16 protein-coding genes are annotated in these 20,068 nt (G+C 68.7%); 5 read left to right on the forward strand and 11 right to left on the reverse strand.

What is annotated here, in order from left to right:
* Positions 1 to 19 precede the first annotated feature (19 nt).
* Positions 20 to 3,274, reverse strand: coding sequence for a S8 family serine peptidase (locus ACGFH6_RS14500; protein WP_393383757.1), 3,255 nt, complete (start codon positions 3,272 to 3,274; stop codon positions 20 to 22).
* Positions 3,275 to 3,442: 168 nt separating this feature from the next.
* On the opposite strand from ACGFH6_RS14500, the gene ACGFH6_RS14505 reads away from it, so the two are divergent.
* Both ACGFH6_RS14505 and ACGFH6_RS14510 read left to right on the forward strand, forming a co-directional pair.
* The gene (locus tag ACGFH6_RS14505; protein ID WP_393383759.1) at positions 3,443 to 4,420 is read left to right on the forward strand and encodes a ribose-phosphate diphosphokinase; all 978 of its coding nucleotides are present in this window, start codon (positions 3,443 to 3,445) and stop codon (positions 4,418 to 4,420) included.
* 320 nt (positions 4,421 to 4,740) lie between these two features.
* Positions 4,741 to 5,247 (forward strand): rhomboid family intramembrane serine protease, encoded by a 507-nt coding sequence (locus tag ACGFH6_RS14510; RefSeq protein ID WP_393383761.1) that lies wholly within the window; start codon positions 4,741 to 4,743, stop codon positions 5,245 to 5,247.
* Here the strand turns inward: ACGFH6_RS14510 and ACGFH6_RS14515 are convergent.
* Positions 5,232 to 6,038, reverse strand: a complete 807-nt coding sequence (locus ACGFH6_RS14515; protein ID WP_393383763.1) for an alpha/beta hydrolase — start codon at positions 6,036 to 6,038, stop codon at positions 5,232 to 5,234. The genes ACGFH6_RS14510 and ACGFH6_RS14515 overlap by 16 nt on opposite strands.
* 153 nt (positions 6,039 to 6,191) lie before the next feature.
* Here ACGFH6_RS14515 and ACGFH6_RS14520 point away from each other — a divergent pair, with 153 nt between their 5' ends.
* Positions 6,192 to 7,313, forward strand: a complete 1,122-nt coding sequence (locus tag ACGFH6_RS14520; RefSeq protein WP_393383765.1) for a Gfo/Idh/MocA family protein — start codon at positions 6,192 to 6,194, stop codon at positions 7,311 to 7,313.
* A gap of 24 nt (positions 7,314 to 7,337) precedes the next feature.
* Here the strand turns inward: ACGFH6_RS14520 and ACGFH6_RS14525 are convergent, their stop codons facing one another.
* Both ACGFH6_RS14525 and ACGFH6_RS14530 read right to left on the reverse strand, forming a co-directional pair.
* Positions 7,338 to 7,529 (reverse strand): hypothetical protein, encoded by a 192-nt coding sequence (locus ACGFH6_RS14525; RefSeq protein ID WP_393383767.1) that lies wholly within the window; start codon positions 7,527 to 7,529, stop codon positions 7,338 to 7,340.
* Positions 7,529 to 10,468 (reverse strand): DPP IV N-terminal domain-containing protein, encoded by a 2,940-nt coding sequence (locus ACGFH6_RS14530; RefSeq protein ID WP_393383769.1) that lies wholly within the window; start codon positions 10,466 to 10,468, stop codon positions 7,529 to 7,531. The genes ACGFH6_RS14525 and ACGFH6_RS14530 overlap by 1 nt, the downstream gene beginning before the upstream one ends.
* 140 nt (positions 10,469 to 10,608) lie before the next feature.
* Here ACGFH6_RS14530 and ACGFH6_RS14535 point away from each other — a divergent pair, with 140 nt between their 5' ends.
* Positions 10,609 to 11,136 carry a hypothetical protein gene (locus ACGFH6_RS14535; RefSeq protein ID WP_393383771.1) on the forward strand — a complete coding sequence of 176 codons (528 nt, stop codon included), beginning with the start codon at positions 10,609 to 10,611 and terminating at the stop codon, positions 11,134 to 11,136.
* Here the strand turns inward: ACGFH6_RS14535 and ACGFH6_RS14540 are convergent, their stop codons facing one another.
* Positions 11,137 to 11,643, reverse strand: a complete 507-nt coding sequence (locus ACGFH6_RS14540; protein ID WP_393383773.1) for an SRPBCC domain-containing protein — start codon at positions 11,641 to 11,643, stop codon at positions 11,137 to 11,139.
* A 90-nt stretch (positions 11,644 to 11,733) separates the two neighbouring features.
* Between ACGFH6_RS14540 and ACGFH6_RS14545 the strand changes: the two genes are divergently transcribed.
* Positions 11,734 to 12,804 (forward strand): glycoside hydrolase family 172 protein, encoded by a 1,071-nt coding sequence (locus tag ACGFH6_RS14545; RefSeq protein WP_393383775.1) that lies wholly within the window; start codon positions 11,734 to 11,736, stop codon positions 12,802 to 12,804.
* Here the strand turns inward: ACGFH6_RS14545 and ACGFH6_RS14550 are convergent.
* The 6 genes from ACGFH6_RS14550 to thiO all read right to left on the reverse strand — a co-directional run bounded on the left by ACGFH6_RS14550 (position 12,801) and on the right by thiO (position 20,047).
* Positions 12,801 to 13,997: a glucoamylase gene (locus ACGFH6_RS14550; RefSeq protein WP_393383777.1), complete on the reverse strand. Its 1,197-nt coding sequence runs from the start codon at positions 13,995 to 13,997 to the stop codon at positions 12,801 to 12,803. The genes ACGFH6_RS14545 and ACGFH6_RS14550 overlap by 4 nt on opposite strands.
* An 8-nt stretch (positions 13,998 to 14,005) precedes the next feature.
* Positions 14,006 to 14,887 (reverse strand): DMT family transporter, encoded by an 882-nt coding sequence (locus tag ACGFH6_RS14555; RefSeq protein ID WP_393383779.1) that lies wholly within the window; start codon positions 14,885 to 14,887, stop codon positions 14,006 to 14,008.
* A 43-nt stretch (positions 14,888 to 14,930) separates the two neighbouring features.
* Positions 14,931 to 16,892 (reverse strand): Stk1 family PASTA domain-containing Ser/Thr kinase, encoded by a 1,962-nt coding sequence (gene pknB / locus ACGFH6_RS14560; protein ID WP_393383781.1) that lies wholly within the window; start codon positions 16,890 to 16,892, stop codon positions 14,931 to 14,933.
* Positions 16,893 to 16,965: 73 nt separating this feature from the next.
* Positions 16,966 to 17,934 carry a LysM peptidoglycan-binding domain-containing protein gene (locus tag ACGFH6_RS14565; RefSeq protein ID WP_393383783.1) on the reverse strand — a complete coding sequence of 323 codons (969 nt, stop codon included), beginning with the start codon at positions 17,932 to 17,934 and terminating at the stop codon, positions 16,966 to 16,968.
* A 177-nt stretch (positions 17,935 to 18,111) separates the two neighbouring features.
* A complete protein-coding gene (locus tag ACGFH6_RS14570; RefSeq protein ID WP_393383785.1) occupies positions 18,112 to 18,885 on the reverse strand; it encodes a thiazole synthase in 774 nt (257 codons plus the stop codon).
* Between the two features lie 4 nt (positions 18,886 to 18,889).
* Positions 18,890 to 20,047, reverse strand: coding sequence for a glycine oxidase ThiO (thiO, locus tag ACGFH6_RS14575; protein ID WP_393383786.1), 1,158 nt, complete (start codon positions 20,045 to 20,047; stop codon positions 18,890 to 18,892).
* Positions 20,048 to 20,068: the final 21 nt, after the last annotated feature.

Raw genomic sequence — 20,068 nt, forward strand, 5'->3', positions numbered from 1 at the left:
AGGGTTCCGGCGCATCCGGTCAGCGCAGGTGGTACGCGTCGATCGTGGTCAGGTCAGTCGTGTTCCCGTCCGCGTCGGCCAGGTGCAGCTTGAGCGAGACGGTCTTGCCCTCCTTCGGCGTCGGGAAGATCGCGGTGTACTTTCCGCCGCTGCCAGGAGCGAGCGGTGCCGTCCGCCAGGTGGCGCCGCCGTCCGCGGAGTACTGCATCGTTGCGGTGCGGATGCGAGGCAGCGTGGCGCCAGGCTGAGCCTGGACGACCACAGGCAGCGTGGTGACCGGCGTACGCGCTGCGGTGTTGTTGACGTCGACCGCCGGCTGGTAACGAACGCCCAGGAGCGGGAGGTGCTTGGTGTCCGCCGCCGAGCTGAAGCTCCAGCGCGCATCGATCCTGGTGGAGTAGGTCGCGTAGCTCGGTCGTGTGAGCGACGACTCCAGGACGTACTGCGTCTTCTCCGGGGCCAGACCGCCGGCCGTGATGCTCCCGAACGTGGCGGACTCCGCCACCGGCTTCCCATCCCGCATCAGACGACTGCTTGCCGTGTCGGTCAGGGTGAGGCCACGGGCGCCAGTGGCGTCGGTCGTCGGTGAGAAGTCGACGGACAGCCGATCGTCCGAGCGGGTCGCGGCGAGCGGGGTCGGGGTGAACGCAGCGACGTTGAGGTGGTCTTCGTAGCTGTGGCCTGCGCGGTAACTCTTCGGTGCCCCGACGGCACCCGCGACCGCGAACCCGTCCGCCCCGATCTCATCCACTTCCGTGTCCCAGCTGAACCGTCCGCCTTCGAGGAACAGCGTGCGTCGGGCCGGCAGACTGTAGGTCGGGAACGGTGGCCACACGTCGACTCTCCGGCCGTCCATCCACCCGGTCATTGCCACGCTGCCCAGATCGTGCGACGCATGGTGCAGCGACTGGTCGACGACCGCCAGATCACCGGGCCGGATGTGCCGGGTGAACCCGGTCGGGTAACCGTCGACGGGGTCCATCGTCTCGTAGACGAAGGGCGACTCGTCCGAGGAACCGTTCGGCGCAACCTTCGCCCACTCGGTGTGGAACCACGCCGTCAACTGATCGGCCGGCAGTCGCTCGCCGACCTGGGCGGTGTGCAGGTTCGAGGGCGCGTGGGCGACGATCCACGACGTGTAGCCGTCGGGTGACTGCGGCAGTTCGTAGTGCACCACGCTGACCATCGGACTCGCTTCGGGCTCGGGTACCGTCAGATCCAGCGGCTTGGTCTGCCGGGCGTCGAACGTCACGGTGGTGTCGGCATTCAGCAACGTGCTCGGCTTCACCATCACGTAGGCGTCCTTGGACGTGTGCTGGTAGTTGTCGATCAGGTAGCGCCCCTTCGGCAGGCGTCGCTTGAGGGTGCCGTTGGCGTCCGCGAGTTCGTAGTACCCGTTGTCGAGGCCGTAGATGATCGGTTGGGTCGCGCCCGGCTCGCCGTCCGGGCCGATGAAGTTGAGCCTCAGGGTGTAGCTCTCGACCTCCTTGGTGACGGTGAGGGGCGTGGTTACGGTCGCGCCGGCACCGGTGGCGGTGAGACTGCCGGTGTAGCGACCGTCCGGGCCGTCGTGCCGGGTGTCGGAGGTGACGTCTACCGTCGCGGTGCCGCCGGCCGGGATCGTCACGCTGGTGGTGCTGAGCTTCATCGCCTCGTCGGGAGCAGGCTGGCCGTCCGGACCGGTCATGGTCGCGCTCAGGGTCAGCGTCAGCGGCTGGTTACCGAGGTTGCGATACGTCACCGGCTTGGTTTCCGGGGTGTCGTCCGTGTGCGGCCACAGGGCGTTGAAGACGAGGTTGGCCGGCGCCGCCGTCACCTGCAGCTGCGTCGCCCGGCCGACGTCGATCCGGCCGGCTCCTTGCTCGTACGGCGTCAGCCCGTCGAGGTGCTTGGTGGACGCCATCAGCGCAGCCTTGAAGTCGGCTGCCTTCCAGTCCGGGTGCTCCTGCGCGAGCAGGGCGACCGAACCGGTCGCGTGCGGTGTCGCCATCGACGTACCGTCCATCGCGACGTACCGCTCGCCGCCCTCGCTGTTCGCGCGGGCCGCGACGATGTCTATCCCGGGCGCGACGACATCGGGTTTCGTCCCGCCGTCACCGAGCCGCGGGCCGCGACTCGACAACTCGGCCAGTTGGTCCTGCTTGTCCACCGCGCCGACCGTCAACGCGGCCTCGGCGCTGCCGGGCGACTCGAGCGAGGACACACCAGGGCCGGAGTTGCCCGCCGCGATCACGAAGAGTGTGCCGGTCTCCTGCGTCAGCCGGTTGACGGCCTCCTCGAGCGGGTCGATCTCCGCGGTGTCGGGAGCACCGATGCTGATGTTGACAGCGGTCGCGTGGAGTTCGGTGGCAGCCCACTCCATCCCGGCCAGGATGGCGGAGTCTGAGCACTCCCTGCTGGGACAGACCTTGCCTGCGTACAGCTTCGCGTCAGGAGCGACACCGCGGTACTTGCCGCCGGACGCCGCCCCGGTGCCGGCGATGGTCGAAGCCACATGGGTGCCGTGGCCGACCGTGTCGCCCGGAGGCTGGTCGGTGAAGTTCTTCGTCCCGGCGATGCGGTCGGCCAGGTCCGGGTGGGTCGCGTCGACGCCGGTGTCCAGTACGGCGATCGACACGCCCTTGCCGGTGTAGCCGGCCTGCCAGGCGACCGGTGCGCCGATCTGCGGGACCGACTGGTCCAGGCTCACTGTCCGCTTGCCGTCGAGCCAGATCTTGGCCGGACCGCCCGCGCGGATTCGGGACAGGGCCGTTGCCGTGTCCTTCTTCGCCAGCTTGACCGCGCTGCCGTTGATCGCCGGCAGGTCGCGGGTGGTGGTCACGCCCTCGATCGCGGAGCGCTTGGCGTGGGCGGCGTACGTCACGATCAGCGGGATGGCCGTCGTACTCGCGTCGTCGTAGTGGGCGTCGAGCAGGCCGCCGATGTCGAACAACCTGCGGTCGAGTTTGCCGGCGGCAACATCGGCTTCCACGTCGGACGGGATGACGGTGAGGCGGCCCTTGATCCGGAGGGCCCGGAAGGTGATGTGCTCGCGGCTGGGCCCGCGCCGGATGCTCGGGTTGCTCAGTTCACCCCCGAGGAGGGTGATCTGGTCGCCGGTGATCAGGGTGATGGTCCGGTTCGCAGCTGCCGCGGGGGAGGACGTGCCGGCGGTCGTGGTCGCGGGCGGGCCGGCCGCGGCCGCCGGAAGGCCTGGGTTCTGGGCCGTGAGGCCGATGGACAGGGCGAGCGCCGCGGCGGCGATCCACCGCGGTCTCGGTCTGGAGTGCACCATGTGCTTCCTCGTCAACTGGGCAGAGCCCGTCCGGGCAGACGGGCTCGTCTCTACCTGCCCGAACGGCGCTCAGCAGTTCTCGCGACCGGATGCCGACCTCGGGCCCGGTGGTCCCTGCGGGCCGGGATAGGCTGCAGACGTCGGGGTTCGCAGCGTTCGGGGAGAGCCGTGCGAGAGATCGTCGTGTTCAGCGGAAGTGCCCACACTGATTTGGCGGAGCGGATCTGTGCCGATCTCGGCGTACCGCTCGCGCCGGTGGAAATCCATCGTTTCAGCAACGACTGCCTGCAGGTACAACTGCAGGAGAACTGTCGGCAGCGAGACGTGTACATCGTGCAACCACTGGTGCCGCCCACGCAGGAGCACCTGATGGAGCTGCTGCTGATGATCGACGCCGCGCGTGGCGCCTCAGCCGAGCAGATCACCGCCGTGATGCCGCACTACGCGTACGCACGGTCGGACAAGAAGGACGCGTCCCGCATCTCGATCGGCGGTCGCCTCGTCGCGGACCTGCTGGTCACGGCCGGCGTCGACCGCGTCCTCACCATGGCTCTGCACGCACCCCAGGTGCACGGGTTCTTCTCGGTCCCGGTCGACCACCTGACCGCGATCGGCGTACTCGCCGACCACTTCCGCGGCCGCGACCTGACCGAGACGGTCGTGGTCAGCCCGGACCTGGGCAACGCGAAGACCGCCACCCAGTTCTCCCGGCTGCTCGGCCTCCCGGTCGCCGCCGGCAGCAAGCAGCGGCTGGCCGACGACCGCGTGGTGATCGACGCGATCGTCGGCGACGTGGCCGGCAAGCGCGCGATCATCCTCGACGACGAGATCGCCACCGGCGGCTCGATCATCGAACTCCTCGACCGCCTGAAAGACCGCGGCTGCACCCAGGCGGCCGTCGCCACCACCCACGGTCTGTTCGCCGGAAAGGCAGTGGAGCGGCTCCGGTCGCACCCGTCCGTCACCGAGGTCATCAGCACCGACACCGTCCCGCGGCCCGCAGGCTTCCCCGAACTCCAGGTCAGCTCGGTCGCCGGGCTCTTCGCCGAAGCGATCAAACGCATCCACGAGGGCGAATCCGTCAGCAGCCTCTTCGACGGCGTAGATCCCACCCACGCCCCACCCCAACCCAAACTCCCGTTCTAGGCACACTGGGCCGACCCACGCGCGCTCCCACCCACCCCCGGCTCATCGCCCACCGGAACCGTGGAAACCAGCCTGGATCCTTTTCGCGTCCAGGCTCTCCAAGACGCGTAGACCTTCTCAGGTCCCGGGCGGGCCGTTGCCAGCGGGTGGCCAGCAGCTGATCGTGACAAACGGCAGGGTTCGTTGTGACAAACGGCGGAGGTGTGGCGGCGTTGGGGCGTTAGGTTCTCGGTGTGACTACTCGTACTGCGGAACGTAGCTCTCTTGCGGCACTTGCTTTTGGGCCGCGGCGGCCGGTGCTGGCTGGGGTTGTGTTTCTGGTGACACTGGCTTGCGGGATCGCGCAGCTGGTGTACCGGCCGCTGTATGAGCATGTGGTGCGGGACGCGTCGTACATCGACGACGGCCAGTGGTATCGCCTGCTGACGGGCATGTTCTTCCAGGACGGCTGGGCCTCGGGGCTGGTCTCGAACTTGATTCTGCTGGCCGTAGTCGGGTCGGTCGCCGAGCGCGTCTTCGGGCGGTGGCGGTGGTTGGTCCTCTACTTCGTCTGCGGATGGTTCGGGCAGCTCATGAGCTACGTGTGGCTCAACCCGGTCGGCGCGGGCAACTCGATGTGCGTCGCCGGTCTGATCGGCGGGCTGGCGACAGTGATCCTCGTGGCTCCGCGCCGGTACGGCGTCACGCCACCACTGCAGCTCCGGATCCTGGCGCTCGCCGTCCCGGTGCTGGCCGTCGTCGACACGATCCTGCACGACAACCACGGCCTGCCCTGTCTGCTCGGCATGGTCCTTGGCTACCTGCTACTGCCTCACCCCGAGCGCTGATCGGAAGTTGGCTCGGGGGAGGTGAGGTTGTTGGTGGCGAGCCAGTTGTCGATGTGGGTCATGGTGGTTTGGAGGATCTCGCCGAACAGGAGCATGTGGTCGGCGTCGGGGATCTCTTGGTAGGTGGAGTTCGGGTACTTCGAGGCGGTGGCGCGGCAGACTGCTGGGACCACGGTGAGGTCCTGGGCGCCGCCGAAGATCAGGACCGGGCCGGAGATCGCGGCGTAGTCGACGCGGGATGCCTTGCGGCGGTCGAGTTGTGGGAAGGCCATCTCGCAGTACGCGCGGCCCGACTCGCAGACGAGGTCCTCGAACAGCGCGCGGGAGTCTTCTGGCGTTTGCGTGATCCGCCCGCCGACCTGGAACTTCTCCCAGGTCGGGTGGAGCGGCTTGGTCCAGGGCCGCGGCTGGAGGTAGTGGCTCAGGAACAGCCGGCTCATGGACGGGTACATGGCGAAGATCCCGGCCGCCGGGGCCGGGCACACTCCGATCAGACCGGCGTGCCTGGTCCGGGCTGCGACGAGTTGGGCCAGCAGCCCGCCCAAGGAGTGTCCGAGGATCAACGGTGGCGAATCGAGTGACTCGCACACCTCGACCAGATCGTCGGCGTAGTCCGTCAGGCTGAGCGTCGCGACCTGCGTCGAACCTTCCCGCAGTGGCAGTTCGTGATGGCGCAACGTCGGCGTATGAACAACGAACCCACGGGCTTCGAACGCTTCCCGGGCCTCACGGAAGTGACTCCCACGGCCCCAGGTCCCGTGAATGAGAACAACATGCTCGACAACGCTCATGCCGCCGAAACTATCCGACCCGAAGGGAGCAGGCAGATCAACGCGCGGCAGCCGCAAGCTCGGTGCTAGCCGGGGAAGCCGGGGGTGGGTGGGAGTGGGGCGCCGCAGCGCGACGGAGGGTTGGGCGTGGCTCTGCGTGGGAGGATCCGGTGCATGGCGGATTCGGTGCGGATGGGTGTTGTCGGGGCGGGAAGTATTTCGGTGCGGGGGCTTCTTCCGCATTTGGGGCAGGCGGATCTTGCCGGGCGGGTGACGCTGGCGGCGGTGTGTGATCCGGTGCCGGGGCGGGCGGAGGCGGCGGCTGAGAAGTTCGGGGTGGAGCAGGGGTTCACGGAGTACGAGGACCTGCTGGCTCGTGGGGATGTCGATGCCGTGACGATCGCTTCCCCGATCGGGTTGCACTACGAGCAGGGCAAGCTGGCGTTGCAGGCCGGGAAGCATGTGCACTTCAACAAGACCATGACGATCACCGTCGCCGAGGCGACCGAGCTCATTGAGCTTGCCGCGACCAACGATCTGCGGATTGTTGCCTCACCGGGGGAGATGCTGCGTCCGCATCACGTCCGGACACGTGAGTTGATTGCCGAGGGCGCCATCGGGACGTTGTCCTGGGTGAGTTGTGGCGCGGCGTTCGGCACCTATCACGAGGACGAGGCTGTGCGCGGCGGCAGCGACGTACTGACGAACATCGATCCGTCGTGGTACTTCCGCACGCCCGGTGGCGGGCCGATGTACGACATGACGGTGTACGGGCTGCACGCCGTGACCGGGATTCTCGGCCCGGCCAAGCGCGTGACGGCGATGTCCGGCGTACGCATTCCCGTGCGGACCAGCGGAGGGACCGACGTACGGACGGATGCCGACGACAACACCATCGTGCTGATCGACTTCGGCGACAACCTGTTCTGCGTCGCGACCGGGACCGCCGCAGGAGGGATGCGCGGTGGCTTCGGCGGGGCGTACTACGGAACGAAGGGGACGATCGACGGACTGCTGCTCAACGATGAGCCGTTCGACTTCCCCAACCGCAACCCCGCCGAGCTGTCGCCGCGTGGCCCGGGCAACCAGGCACTGCTTCCGCACGTGACCGGTGTGCACCGCGACATCGAGGAGCAGCACGTGTACGAGGACGTCATGCAGCTGGTCGACTGGGTCCGCGAAGGCAAGCCTTCGATCGTCACCGCCGAACACGCGCGCCACGTGATCGACATCATCGAGGCCGCGTACCGAGCCTCCGCAACCGGTCAGACGCAGAACCTCACGACCACCTTCTGACCGATCACGGAGGCCCCGAAGGCGTCAGCCCTCGCAGCACACCCTGTGGAGCCACTCGGGTTCGTGCCACCAGTAGGTGTTGTCGTGTGAGTGCGCCTGCTCCCGGGTGAGCGGAGTCGGCGCATTCGCGGGAGCTGGTACGGCGGCCGTCGTCCGGGCGCCACCGGAGTACGGCGCGAGCAGGTCGTCGACCGGGTGCAACTTGCCGGCGACCATCACCCGATCCACCGCGGCGGCGACCGGATGTCGGCCAGCGGATCGCCGGTCACGAACGACAGGTCGGCCTGAGCGCCCGGCTTGATCACGCCGAGCTTGTCCTCGAGGTTCAGCCACCGCGCCGGGTTGCGCGTCGCGGTCGTCAGAGCCTCGTACGGCGTGAAGCCACCGGCGACCATCGATCGCAGGTTGGCATGCGTTGACACCGCGATGTTGTCGAGCGGGCTGTCGGTGCCGCAGATCACGAATCCACCGCCGCGGTGGATCCGCAACACCATGTCGACGTTGCCGCGCAGCAACTCCCGCGTGGTCACGCCCGCAGGTCCTGCCGCCGTGTTCACCTCGCTCTGTAGAGCGGCGTACTCCCAGGACGGGAACAGCGTGGTCGTCCGCCGGTCGGTGAGCAGTGACGGGTCGTCGACGTGCGCCATCGTCGAGTTGAACAGCGTCGGCGTGACCGACAGCCCGGCCTTGGTGAACAGCGTTACGACATCGGCGTACGCACGGCCCAGCCGGCTGACGGTGTGCGAGTAGCCCAGCCGGTTCGTCGCGCCGGTGTGCTCCATCCCGTCCATCCCGAGGTGCTCGGCCGGGTAGAGGTAATGCGACGACAGTTGCAGTCCGAGCCTGTGGACGGCGGCGATCGCCCGACGCTGGTAGTCGATCGGCAAGCGCACGTACGTCTTCACCAGGTCGTAGGCAAGACCCTCGACCCGGTCGAGTTCCAGACCGAGTTGCCTTACCGAAAGCGTCGGCCGCATGAAGTTGTAGTAGACCCGCGACCCGTCGATCGCCTCACCGGTCGCGAAGTACCGCGGCCCGACCAACGATCCGTGGGCGAGCGCCTCCCGCGTCTCCTGCATCTGATAGACCGGATCGCCGGGCGACCGCGTGGTCGTGATGCCGTACGACAGCCACAGGTTGCCCTGCCGCGCACCCCACGCCCGCCCACGCAGGTGCCAGTGGTTGTGCGCATCGATCAACCCAGGCATCACCGTCAGCTCCGACGCGTCGATGTCCGCCCGGCCCTGATGCGGCCGTACGGCGGCAATCCGCGACCCGTCCAGTACGACGTCGACGTCGCGTCGCAGCGTGGTCGCGCGGCCATCCCACAGGGCGCCGGCGTGGACAGTGACGTGCTGGTTGACAATCGCCCGGCGCCATTGCAGGTCGAGCTTGATGGTCTGCGGGCGAGAGCCGCGCAGAGTCGTGCGCCGCAGCCGGCCGTTGTTCAGGTAGAGCAGAGTCTCGTCGTCTTGCCAGACCGGCGAGTCGGTGACCTCGTCGGTGATCGCCCTCGGCTCCGCGGTGAACCGCCCGCGTTCGTCGACGGGAGCGACGTACAGCAGGCTCTCGACGACGAAGGCCAGCCACTCGCCGTCGGGGGAGAAGACCGGGCCGTCGTCGCCGCGGGTCGCCAGTGAGCGGAACGGCATCGGCTCGACGTACTCCAGTGCTGTCGTGGCGACGTCGACGTAGAGGAGCTGACTGGTGCCTTCACGGAACCGCTTGGAGAACGGCTTGACCGCCGCCAGCACGATCGTCTTCCCGTCCCGCGACCAGCTCACCCGGCCGGGCTGGAACAACGTCGGTGTCAGCTGGCGGACCTGGCCGGAGGAGAGATCGAGCACCCAGGCGATCCCGTCCTGATCCTGGTAGGCGACCTGCTTCCCGTCCGGGGAGAACCGCGGCGCGGTCTGTGCCCCGGGCAACGACGAGAGCTTGCTGTCGGCACCGGTCTTCAGGTCGTGCAGCCACAGGTCCGCGGTCCCGTCCCGATCGCTGGCGTACAGCACCTTGCTGCCGTCCGGCGAGAAGTCGGGATCCGAGTTGAAGTAGCCGTCGGCAACCAGTTGGCGTGGTTGCCCACGGCCACTCGTTGCCGCCAGCCACAACGCGTTCAGGGACCGGAACGCGATCCACTCGCCGTCCGGCGACACGGTCGGGCAGGCGATCCCGAGCGCCGGCCGGCGCGCGGTCGACTCCAGGTCCGGCACCTTCGGCCGCGGCCGCTTCGCCGTCACAGGGACGGTCGCGGTGAACGGTACGACGGTGTGCGCGCCGCCGACGCTATGGCGCAGCACGTTTCCGTCGGCGGTGTAGAAGACGTCGCTCGCCGAAGCCCACGAGGGCGGTACGGCGAACACGTCCTTCCCACTCGTAACCTTCTCCTCCCCGACGACCAGGTCACACACCGGACCCGCCAGCCGGACGTACGCCAGCTGACCGGTGGGGGAGTACGCCGGTCCGTACACAGTGATCCCGGTCTGCGCGGCGACCAGCGTCGTACGCGCACCGGTGGTGGGATCGAGCTGGACGATCGACGCGGCGTCGACGGTGAAGGCGATCTTCGTGCCGTCGGCGGAGACGGTGGGCTCGGCCTCATCGGTCGGGTCGTCCGTGAGGGCAACGATCTTGCCGTCGGACAGGTCGAGCCGGTGGATGCCGTAGCTGCCGTTGCCTCCGCGGTCCGAGGAGAAGACGATCGACCGGCCGTCGGGCGTGAAGTGCGGTTCGCGGTGGTCGTACCGGCCGCTGGTCAGCTGAGTGAGACCGTGGCCGTCGACCCCGATCGTCCACAGGTGGAAGTTGCCGTCGCGGTACGACTGGAACACGATCCGCCGGCCGTCCGGCGACCAGCGTGGTCTGGTCGCGTCCTGCAGGTCGTCGGTCAGTCGCCGCGACTCGCCGCCCGCGGCCGGTGTCACCCAGATCGCGGTGACCAGGTCGAAGGCCAGCCAGCGGCCGTCGGGGGAGACCGCGACCATGAAGTTGGTGCCCTCCGACAGCAGGGCCTGGTTGCCGGCCGCCTGCGCAGGAGCGGCGGTCGAGGTCGCGGACGCGGTGGTGGTGACCGCGGCCAGACCTCCGGTGAGTTGCAGAGCGCGGCGCCGCGAGATGCTCCAGGATCCGGGGGTCGCGTGTTCGTCATGAGCCACGATGCGATTCCAATCCCTAGGGGGCGGTGGGATGTCATCGAATCTGCCAGCACCATCGATGGTCCACGATCGTGACTGGCGGGTCGATCGCCCAACGGCCCGTGCGCTGCGACGAACGGCCAACGTCTATCGTCTGCGCCATGCCTTCCGTGTCTCCCCGGCTCCAGGCGCTCGGCGCCGCCGTGCTCTGCATCGTGATCGCACTCGCCGCCGGGCTCGCGGTGGACAGCCGGCTCGACCGGCACTGGATCCTGCGCGGACTGACGCTCATCCTGGCGTTGTGCTGCGCCGCCTTGCTGCTCAGCGACCAGACCCGCCGCATCCGCCAGATCGTCACCGCGATCGGCCTGGTGATGTTCGGCCTGGTCATCCCGGTGACCCAGACGACCTGGGCCACACCACCGGAGATCGACTTCGCCCTCGCGGTCGCCACCGAGGCCGAGAACACGGCCACCAAGGCCGCGCGCAGTGCGGTCACGATCGAGGACGTGAAGTCGGCCGCCGAGTCCCGTGGCGGCGCGATCGGCTCGCTGAAGACCGACAAGACCCCGGAAGTCCGCGGGGCCACCGCGTTCCCCGTGATCGTCCGCGCCAAGGCCGACCAGGGTCGTCCGTGGGCCTGTGTGTCCTTCGAGCACGGCCTGGACGCCAAGGTCCGCCCCTGCTGATCAGCCGGCGTACAACGCGACGAGTTCCTCGGCGCGGTCGAGGGGGCTCCAGGTGATCGCCTTGCCGTCCAGTTGCGCCTCGACGACCTCCAGCCCGGCCTCCCAGCCCGCGGCCGCCGGGCCGGCGGCGTCCGGATCGGACAGCACGTTGGTGAACACCAGCCGGCTGCCCTCTGCCGTACCGGTGATCTCCCAGGTCAGGATCTCGCCGGCCCATTCGTACTCGAGGACCGACGGCGGCTCGTTCCGCAGCATCCGCCCGCTCGGTGCGGCGTCCGGATCGTCCGCCATCCCGTACCGCCGCCGCTGCTCGTCCGTCACCCCGAAGAACAGCTCGGACCCGGCCGGCCGATCCAGCTCGACCACGGCCGGAAACCAGACCGCGAGCTGCTCCGGATCTGTGATCGCCCGCCAGACCTTCTCCGGCGGATGCGGCACCAGACGCACGAACCGGATCGCCACCCTGCCGTCCTCGGTCCCGAACACCGTCCCGCGTCGACTGTCCATGCCATTAATATAACCCATGCGGCATATAAGCGGGTCCATTTGGTGGGCAATCGATTTCTCACGGACCCCGCCGCGGCCTAGGGTCGCGGTATGACTCTTGGGAATCTGTCCGGCATCAGCGCGCTCGCCGACGTCGAGTCGCGGTCCATCAGTGCGGAGAACCCGACCGGCGAGCCTGGGCAGGGTGGCCGGCGGACCGAGGGGACCGGTGCCCGCGCGGCCCGCGATCTCGGTCTGGGCTGGAAGGTGTCGCCGTCGATCGAGATCGGCCCGGGCGAGACCGCCACGCTCGCGGACATCGCCGGTTCGGGCTGCATCACGCACATCTGGCTGACGACGCACGTCGACCACTGGCGGCGGCTGGTGCTGCGCGCGCACTGGGACGGCGACGAGGCGCCCGCGATCGAGACGCCGGTCGGCGACTTCTTCTGCTCCGGCTGGGGCAAGTTCGCGCAGGTCAACTCGCTGCCGGTGGCGGTGAACCCGAACGGCGGCTTCAACTGCTACTGGGAGATGCCGTTCACCGAGCGGGCCACGGTCACGTTGGAGAACACGCACGACGAGAAGGTGGTCGTGTACTTCCAGGTGGACTACTGGCTGGGCGCCGTACCGGACAAGTCGGCGTACCTGCATGCGCAGTGGCGGCGGAGCAACCCGCTGCAGTCGCAGACCGTGCACACGCTGCTGGACGGCGTCGAGGGCCCGGGCCATTACGTCGGGACGTACGTCGCCTGGGGCGTCAACAGCACCGGCTGGTGGGGCGAGGGCGAGGTAAAGTTCTACCTCGACGGCGACGACGAGTTCCCGACCATCTGCGGCACCGGCACCGAGGACTACTTCGGCGGCGCGTGGAACTTCGACGTGCCCCACCTCGGCGGCTACACGGAGTTCAGTACGCCGTACCTCGGTATGCCGCAGGTGATCCGGCCGGACGGGCAGTACGCGAGCCAGCAGCGGTTCGGGATGTACCGCTTCCACCTGCCCGACCCGATCCGGTTCAAGGAGCGGCTGCGGGTCGACGTACAGGCCCTCGGCTGGCGGTCGGGCGGCCGCTATCTGCCGCTGCAGGACGACATCGCGTCGACCGCCTTCTTCTACTCGGCCAAGACGAGTACGGCGCGCCCGGAGGCGCCGGTGCACGACGTGATGGAGATCTGCTAACCGGGAATAGGTAGCGGCTTCTGCAGTGCCGCGCCGGTGAGGACGACCAGGGCCGAGGTCCAGCCCAGGGGAGCCTCGCCGGCCGGCTCCAGGTCGCGATTGACCTTCTCCGGCAGTGCGCCGGTGCTGGTCCGGTGGCGGTCGAGCCAGGACAGCAACGATTCAGCGGTCGCCTCGTCTCCGCGGGCCGCCGCGCTCAGCGCGAACAACGCCGTCTGCGGCGTCCAGGCCACGCCGTCGGTGCGCCAGTCCTCGCCCGGCGTCACGCCTCCGTTCGGCTGCGTCAGTACGCCGCGAGACCGGTCGATCGCCGTGGACACGGCCTCCCGGGCCGGAGCGAACGGTGGTCCGAGCACGGTGACGATCGCGTCGGCACCACCACCGATCCCGATCGGCTCGAGGCCGGGCTCGAGGAGGCTCACCGCCCGGGCAGGCGTCCTGGGATAGTCCGGACCGAAGACGCGATCTGTTGCTGTGGACAACTTGTCGAGCGCGGTCCGCCAGCGTGCGGCCTCGGCGCCGTGGTTCTGCTGCGTGGCGATCTGGATCGCCGAGCGGAGGCCGGTGAGGAGCGGGGCGACAATGCCCAGCGTCACCTTCGACTCGGGGCGCTCCCAGTAATCGGGGGACGGCGCGGGCAGTCCGTCCGCGGTCAGCTCGGAAACAATCTCGTCAGCGGACTCGCGGACCAGCTCCCAGTACTTCCCGCCGGCCCGGCAGAACCAGGTTGCCCAGAGCACCCATCCCGATCCGTCGAGCTGTGGCTCACGTCCGTCGCGGATCACCTCGCCGGTCGCGGAGTACCGGGCTTCCCAACGGCCGGACGACGGCTTGATGCCGTCGAGGAAACGCAGGACCCGGTCGGCTTGGTCGTACTGTCCGATCGAGCACCGTGCCGCGGCGACGAACGACGCGTCGCGGGGCCAGACGAACCGCCAGGGGCCGTCCCAGCCCGCCAGCGTGGCGCCGCTGGGGAGGGTGAGTGCGTCGAGGTCGGCGATCGCGTGCTGCATCAGCTCGCCGCGCTCGCCCGCGGATTGCGCGGCGCCGTGGAGGGGTACGCCGTCGGCGACGAGCCGGGGTTGTGGGTTGCGCACGAGGTTGTTCGCCGTACCGGCGGCCAGGATCGTCAGCAGGACGACGATCACGACGGCCGGGAACCACCGGTCCCGTCGCGCGCTGTCGTCCCGCATCGTTCCCCCTACTGGGCCAGGTGTTGTACTTCCGCCTCGAACTTGCGCCGCGGTGCGAGCTCGACCAAGTACATCGCTGACACGACCAATGCGCCACCTACCAGCATGCGCCACGTCACGCTCTCGGACCCGAAGAGCACCGCGAAACCGGACGCGAACACCGGCTCCATCGTCATCGCGATCGCCGCCCGGGTCGGGGTGAGGTGCGCCTGTGCCCAGGTCTGCACGATCAGCGCGAGCGCGCCGGCGACCAGGGCCATGTAGATCACCCTCGCCCAGTCGCCCCCGGTGGGCGGGACCGCGAATCCGCCGGGCAGCGCGCCGATCGCACAGACCATCGTGATGACGATCATCTGCAGCGCCGACAGACCGAAGGCGTTCCGCGGGGTGGACCACGCGCCCAGCCCGATGATGTGCAAGGCGTAGAGACCGGCCGAGGCGAGCGTGAGCAACTCGCCGGTGCCCAGGCTGAGGCCCTGCAGCGACAGGACGCCGAGCCCGACAGTGGCGAGGAACACGGCGACCCAGGCCCACCGGCCGATCTTGTGCCGGAGGATGACGGCGGCCAGCAGCGGGGTGAAGACGACGTACATGCCGGTGACGAACCCGGACACGCTCGCCGAAGTGTGCCGCAGGCCTTCGGTCTGAACCAGCTGGGCGATGCCGTAGGTGATGCCGAGGGCAACGGCCCGCCCCCGGTCGAGCCGGCTCAGGCGGGAGATCGCCGGCGGGTGCACCAGCACGAGCGCCACCGACGCGATCAGGAACCGCAACGCCAGGTAGTCGGCGACGTCCATCCTGGTGAGCAGGTCCTTGGTCAGGAAGAACGTCGATCCCCACGCCGCCGCGACCGCGAGCAGGGCCAGCACGGCCAGACGTGGGTGGTTCACGCCGGACATCTCATCAGACGCCTTGCACAGAAGGCAAAACGGCTCAGAGGACGGTGATCACGACGGTGCTGCCGGGCTGGGCCTGCTTCCCCGCACCCGGGTTCTGCGCCGCGACGATGTTCAGCCCGAGGTTGAACGGTGCCTTCTCCACCTTCACGACGAAGCCCGCGTCGGTGAGGATCTTCTGCGCGTCGGCGAGACTCTTGCGCTTGACGTCCGGAACGTCGCGCAGCGGTAGGCCCTTCGACACCACCAGCTGGACCTTGTCCTTGGCGAACAGGGTGCCGGTGTTCGGGGTCTGGCTGATGACGTTGCCTTCCGGCACCTTCTCGTCGTACTGCTCGGTGCGGCCGACCAGGAGGCCGAGCTTGCGCAGTTGCCTGTTCGCGTCCTGGTACGACTTCCCGGTCGTATCCGGCACGGTGATCGGCTTCTTGCCCTTGCTGACCACGAAGTTGACCGCGTCCCCGGGCTTGACGACCGTGTCGAACTTCGGGCTGAACGCGATCACCCGGCCGGCCGGCACGGTCTCGTTGTACTGCTCGACGATCTGACCGGCGTTCAGCTTGATCGGAGCCAGCGCATTCTTCGCGGCCTCCAGCTCCAGTCCGGCCAGCTGCGGCACGCGGTACCGCTCCGGGCCCTTGGAGACGGTCAGGTTGATCTCGCCGTTCTTCCGGATCCGGTCACCCGCGGCCGGGTCGGTCGACACCACCTGACCCTTGGGCACGTTCTCGGAGAAGTCCTGGTTGGCCAGGGTGGTCCGCAGTCCGGACTTCTCGGCCTCGGCGGCGGCCACCGCGGGGACCATGCTCACCAGGTTGGGCGTGCTCGTGTAGCGGTGGATCCCGTAGTACCAGGCCGCCGTACCGATCCCGATGGCCGCGGCCAGGATGAGGATGAGCGCGACCAGTCCGCGGCCCCGGCGCTGCGGCGGCGCCTGGACCCGGGTCGCCGGGCCACCGGTCGGCCGCCCCTTCTCCACCGGTACGACGATCGTGTCGTGGCGCAGGACGTGACCGTTGTCACCCGCCAGCGTCGGCACATCGCGGGTGTAGCCGTCGTCGTAGCCGCTGTCCTGACGGATCTGCTGGATCGGCACCGTGAGGTCGCCGGTGAGCTCCGGGTCGTCCGGCAGGCCGTCCTCGAGGGCACTACGGACCCGGTGCACCTGACGGCTCAGCACCCGCGCGTCGGCGGGACGCAGGTCCCGGTCCCGGGCCGTCGCACGCTGCACCAGCGCATCGACGTACGGCGGGATACTCGCCACCTCGAGCGACGGTGCGGGAACGTCGGCGTGTACATGCGCGTAGGCGACCTGGATCGGAGTGTCGCCGGAGTGCGGCTTGTTCCCGGTGAGCATCTCGTACAGCAGGATGCCGGAGGAGTAGACGTCCGAGCGGGCGTCCGCACTACCGTCGGTGACGAGTTCGGGCGCCAGGTACGACACCGTGCCCATCAGCAGGCCCTGGGTCGCGGTGTTGCCGGTCGCGCTGACCGCCCGGGCCAGGCCGAAGTCGGCGACCTTCACCACGCCGTTGTCGGCGATCAGCACGTTCTCAGGCTTGATGTCGCGGTGGACGATGCCCGCGTCGTGGGCGGCAGACAGCGCGGACAGGATCGGGGCCAGCAGGGCCAGCGCCCGGGCGGGGGCGAGCGGCGCCTGCTCGCGGATCACGTCCCGCAGCGTGCGTCCGGGCACGTACTCCATCGCCAGGAACAGGGTGCCGTCGTCGTCCCCCTGGTCGAAGACGGCGACCACGTTCGGGTGCGAGAGCCGGGCGGCGGCCCGGGCCTCGGCGACGAACCGGCGGGCGAACTGGGCGTCGTCGCCGAGTCCGTCGTGCATCACCTTCAGGGCGACGGTCCGGTCCAGCCGCATGTCGAGGGCCTGGTAGACGGTGGCCATCCCGCCCTTCGCGACACGCGCGCCCACGCGGTACCGTCCGTCGAGCACTCGCCCGACGAGGCGGTCGCTGACCTGCGTGTCCACGTCGTCCGTCACTTGCGGTGAGCCGCCTCTCGAAGCCGTCCTGCTCAGAGAGTGTAGATAAGGGCTCAGCGTGACGGCGCCAGGCTCACCGCAGTGGGTCCCAGCCGCGTTCCAGCTGTGCCTTGATCCGGAGTACGTTCTTCACATACAGCTTCGTGTCCGGGTACATGCCGTTTTTCGTGACCCCGCCGAGGCCCTGGTAGTAGCCGGCGACCGCGATGTCGAGCTTCGCGGCGCCGGTCAACCGGTCCAGCAGGACCACACCGGCGGTGACGTTGTCCTGTGGCTTGAGCAGGTCAAGGTTGCGCCCGACGACGCTGGACACGAACCGTCCGGTCGACGGGATCACCTGCATCGCGCCGACCGCGTTGGCGGGGGAGACGACCCGCTGTTTCCAGCCCGACTCCTGCCAGCTGACCGCGAGCGCCAGTTCAGGGTCGACGCCGTACCGCTTCGAGGTGCTGACGATCAGGCTGCGCATCTGCGTCCGGGTCGGCAGCTTGCGCTTCTTCAGGGCCGCCCGGTTGCGGTTGGCCTGGGCGACGATGTGGTCGGCGTACGTGCGGCCGGCGAAGGTGTTGTCCTTCGTCTTGGCCGGTGCCTTGGCCTTGGGTTTCGGCTTGATCGTGACCGGCACCTGCAGCGGTTTCCCGGCATAGATGCGGTCGCTGACCTTCAATCCGTTGGCGGCCAGGAGGTTGGCCTGCGAGCACCGGAACCGCTTGGCGATCTTCGTGATCGTGTCGCCCGGCTTCACCACATAGGTGACCCGGCCGCCCGCGACCGTGCGCTTGGCCGGGTGGCCTGAGGCGGTCCTCGCTTTCTGGCCCGGCACCTTGAGGGTCTCCCCGGCGTAGATCGCGTTGCCGTTGCCAGGGAGATTGTTCAGGGCAACGAGGGCCTTGACCGTGGTCCCGTACCGGGCGGCGATGTGGCTGAGGGTGTCGCCGTCCTTCACCTTGTACGCCCCGAAGCCGGGGGAGCCTGCGGTGATCACCGCGGCGGCCAGCACTGGAACGGCAAGCCCGGTCACTATCCGTATGACGTTACGCATCGATCCATCTCCCCGTGTGAGCGTCTCTTGACCGTAAGTGCTGGTACGGATGTGACAACAGGGGCGAATGGGGTGCTTGTTACGCCTGTAACTCAATGTTTACAATTCAAACCTGAACTACATCAATGTAGTTCACAAGCCGATGTTGCTCAGGGCAACCGCCGGGCTACGGCACCGCTACAGGGCGGCTCTGCCTTCCAACGGTGACGAGGGATTCGCGTGGTAGCGCTTCGGGATCCGGCCCGCGCGCCGTGCGTTGCGTCCGGCAACTACCGCGTCGCGCATCGCGGCCGCCATCAACGCGGGGTGTTCGGCCCGGGTGACCGCGGTCGCCAGCAGCACCGCGTCGCAGCCCAGCTCCATCGCCAGCGCGGCGTCGCTCGCCGTACCGATCCCGGCATCGAGAACGACGGGTACGTCGAGCTCGTCGACGATCATGCTGATGTTGTGCGGGTTGCGGATGCCCAGGCCGGACCCGATCGGGGAGCCGAGCGGCATCACGGCCGCACACCCGGCCTGGGCCAACCGGCGGGCCAGGATCGGGTCGTCGTTGGTGTAGGCGAGCACCTGGAATCCGTCGTTCACCAACTGCTCGGCCGCGTCCAGCAACTCGACCGGATCGGGGAGCAGGGTGTGGTCGTCGGCGACCACCTCCAGCTTGATCAGGTCGGTGTGGAACGCCTCCCGGGCAAGCCGCGCGGTCAGTACGGCCTCGCCGGCGGTGAAGCAGCCGGCCGTGTTCGGCAGGACGGCGATGTCGTGCTTGCGCAGTACGTCGAGGACCGAGCCCTGCTGATGCGGGTCGAGGCGGCGCAGGGCGACCGTTGTCAGCTGCGTCCCGGACGCGACCAGAGCCTCTTCCAATACCTCGAGACTGGGCGCACCGCCCGTCCCCATCACCAACCGCGACGTGAGCTCGCGTCCGGCAATCAGCAAGGTGTCATCGCTCATGGCCTCACCTTAGGTGCTCGGCGGAGTGGCCGAACCTACTGCCCAGGAACGGCTTTGCGAGCTCCGGCAGGACGCCGGTGCGGACCGTGTCGGCGATGATCTGCGCGGTGATCGGAGTCAGCAGTACGCCGTTGCGGTAGTGGCCGGTCGCCCAGAGCAACCCGTCGAGACCCGACGGCCCGAGGATCGGTGCGTTGTCCGGTGTGGCCGGCCGGAGCCCGGCGATCGACTCGACCAGTTCCAGCTCGTCCGTGATCGGGAGGACGGTCCGTGCGTCCCGCAGCAGCGTGAATACGCCGCCTGCGAGCACCCGCGTGTCGTAGCCGAGCTCACTGGTGGTCGCACCAACGACAAGTTCGCCGTTGGGCCGCGGCACCAGGTAGACCGAGAAGCCGCGTGCCGTCGCGCGCACCGTGTGCTTGAGCGCCGGGCGGTACGCCTCTGGCACCCGCAGCCGAAGCACCTCACCCTTCACCGGACGCACCGGCGGCCGCAGCTCATCGGGAACGCCTTCCAACTGCGACGACCAAGGCCCAGTGGCAGCTATCACGTGCGCAGCCCGCACGGTGTCCCCGTTGTCCAGTTGTACGCCGACAGCCGTCGTACCGGCTGTGATGATGTGGGACACGCGTTGGCGGATCAGGGTGACGCCGGAGAGCTCGACTGCACGCAGGAGGGCGGCGACTGCCTGCCGGTTGTCGACTGAGTGGTCGCCTGGCACCCACACGCCGCCGGAGACCCCGGCTGCGAGCAGAGGCTCGCGTTTGCGGGCGTCCCGGCCGGACAGCTCCTCGACGACCAGACCGAGTCGGCGCTGGTAGTCGGCCAGTCTGCGCAGTGCTGCCGCGTCATCAACGTCGTACGCCACGGACAACGTGCCGGTCTGGTGGAGGCCCGCAGGCAGACCGGTCAGCTCTTCGAGCTCGGCCGCGAACGCCGGCCACGCGGCCACGCTGGCGAGGTTGAGGGCCAGCAGGTCGTCTTCGCCGTACTCGACTTCGGTGACCGGTGCGAGCATGCCGGCGGCGACGGCGGAGGTCTGGGTGCCGGGTGTCGGGTCGCATACCGTCACCTGGATACCGTCTGCCGCGAGGCGCCAAGCGGTCGCCAGACCGATCAGCCCGGCGCCGACCACCACCACATCGGACGTGTGCTCAGGCATGCCGTAAAGCCTACGTCCAGC

Source organism: Kribbella sp. NPDC049227 (assembly GCF_043197265.1).
Lineage (GTDB): Bacteria > Actinomycetota > Actinomycetes > Propionibacteriales > Kribbellaceae > Kribbella.

Coding starts and splice junctions, on each gene's coding strand:
- ACGFH6_RS14500 (WP_393383757.1), bottom strand. CDS start 3,274: ATGGTGCACTCCAGACCGAGACCGCGGTGGATCGCCGCCGCGGCGCTC.
- ACGFH6_RS14515 (WP_393383763.1), bottom strand. CDS start 6,038: ATGAGCGTTGTCGAGCATGTTGTTCTCATTCACGGGACCTGGGGCCGT.
- ACGFH6_RS14520 (WP_393383765.1), top strand. CDS start 6,192: ATGGCGGATTCGGTGCGGATGGGTGTTGTCGGGGCGGGAAGTATTTCG.
- ACGFH6_RS14525 (WP_393383767.1), bottom strand. CDS start 7,529: ATGGTCGCCGGCAAGTTGCACCCGGTCGACGACCTGCTCGCGCCGTAC.
- ACGFH6_RS14535 (WP_393383771.1), top strand. CDS start 10,609: ATGCCTTCCGTGTCTCCCCGGCTCCAGGCGCTCGGCGCCGCCGTGCTC.
- ACGFH6_RS14540 (WP_393383773.1), bottom strand. CDS start 11,643: ATGGACAGTCGACGCGGGACGGTGTTCGGGACCGAGGACGGCAGGGTG.
- ACGFH6_RS14545 (WP_393383775.1), top strand. CDS start 11,734: ATGACTCTTGGGAATCTGTCCGGCATCAGCGCGCTCGCCGACGTCGAG.
- ACGFH6_RS14550 (WP_393383777.1), bottom strand. CDS start 13,997: ATGCGGGACGACAGCGCGCGACGGGACCGGTGGTTCCCGGCCGTCGTG.
- ACGFH6_RS14565 (WP_393383783.1), bottom strand. CDS start 17,934: ATGCGTAACGTCATACGGATAGTGACCGGGCTTGCCGTTCCAGTGCTG.
- ACGFH6_RS14570 (WP_393383785.1), bottom strand. CDS start 18,885: ATGAGCGATGACACCTTGCTGATTGCCGGACGCGAGCTCACGTCGCGG.
- thiO (WP_393383786.1), bottom strand. CDS start 20,047: ATGCCTGAGCACACGTCCGATGTGGTGGTGGTCGGCGCCGGGCTGATC.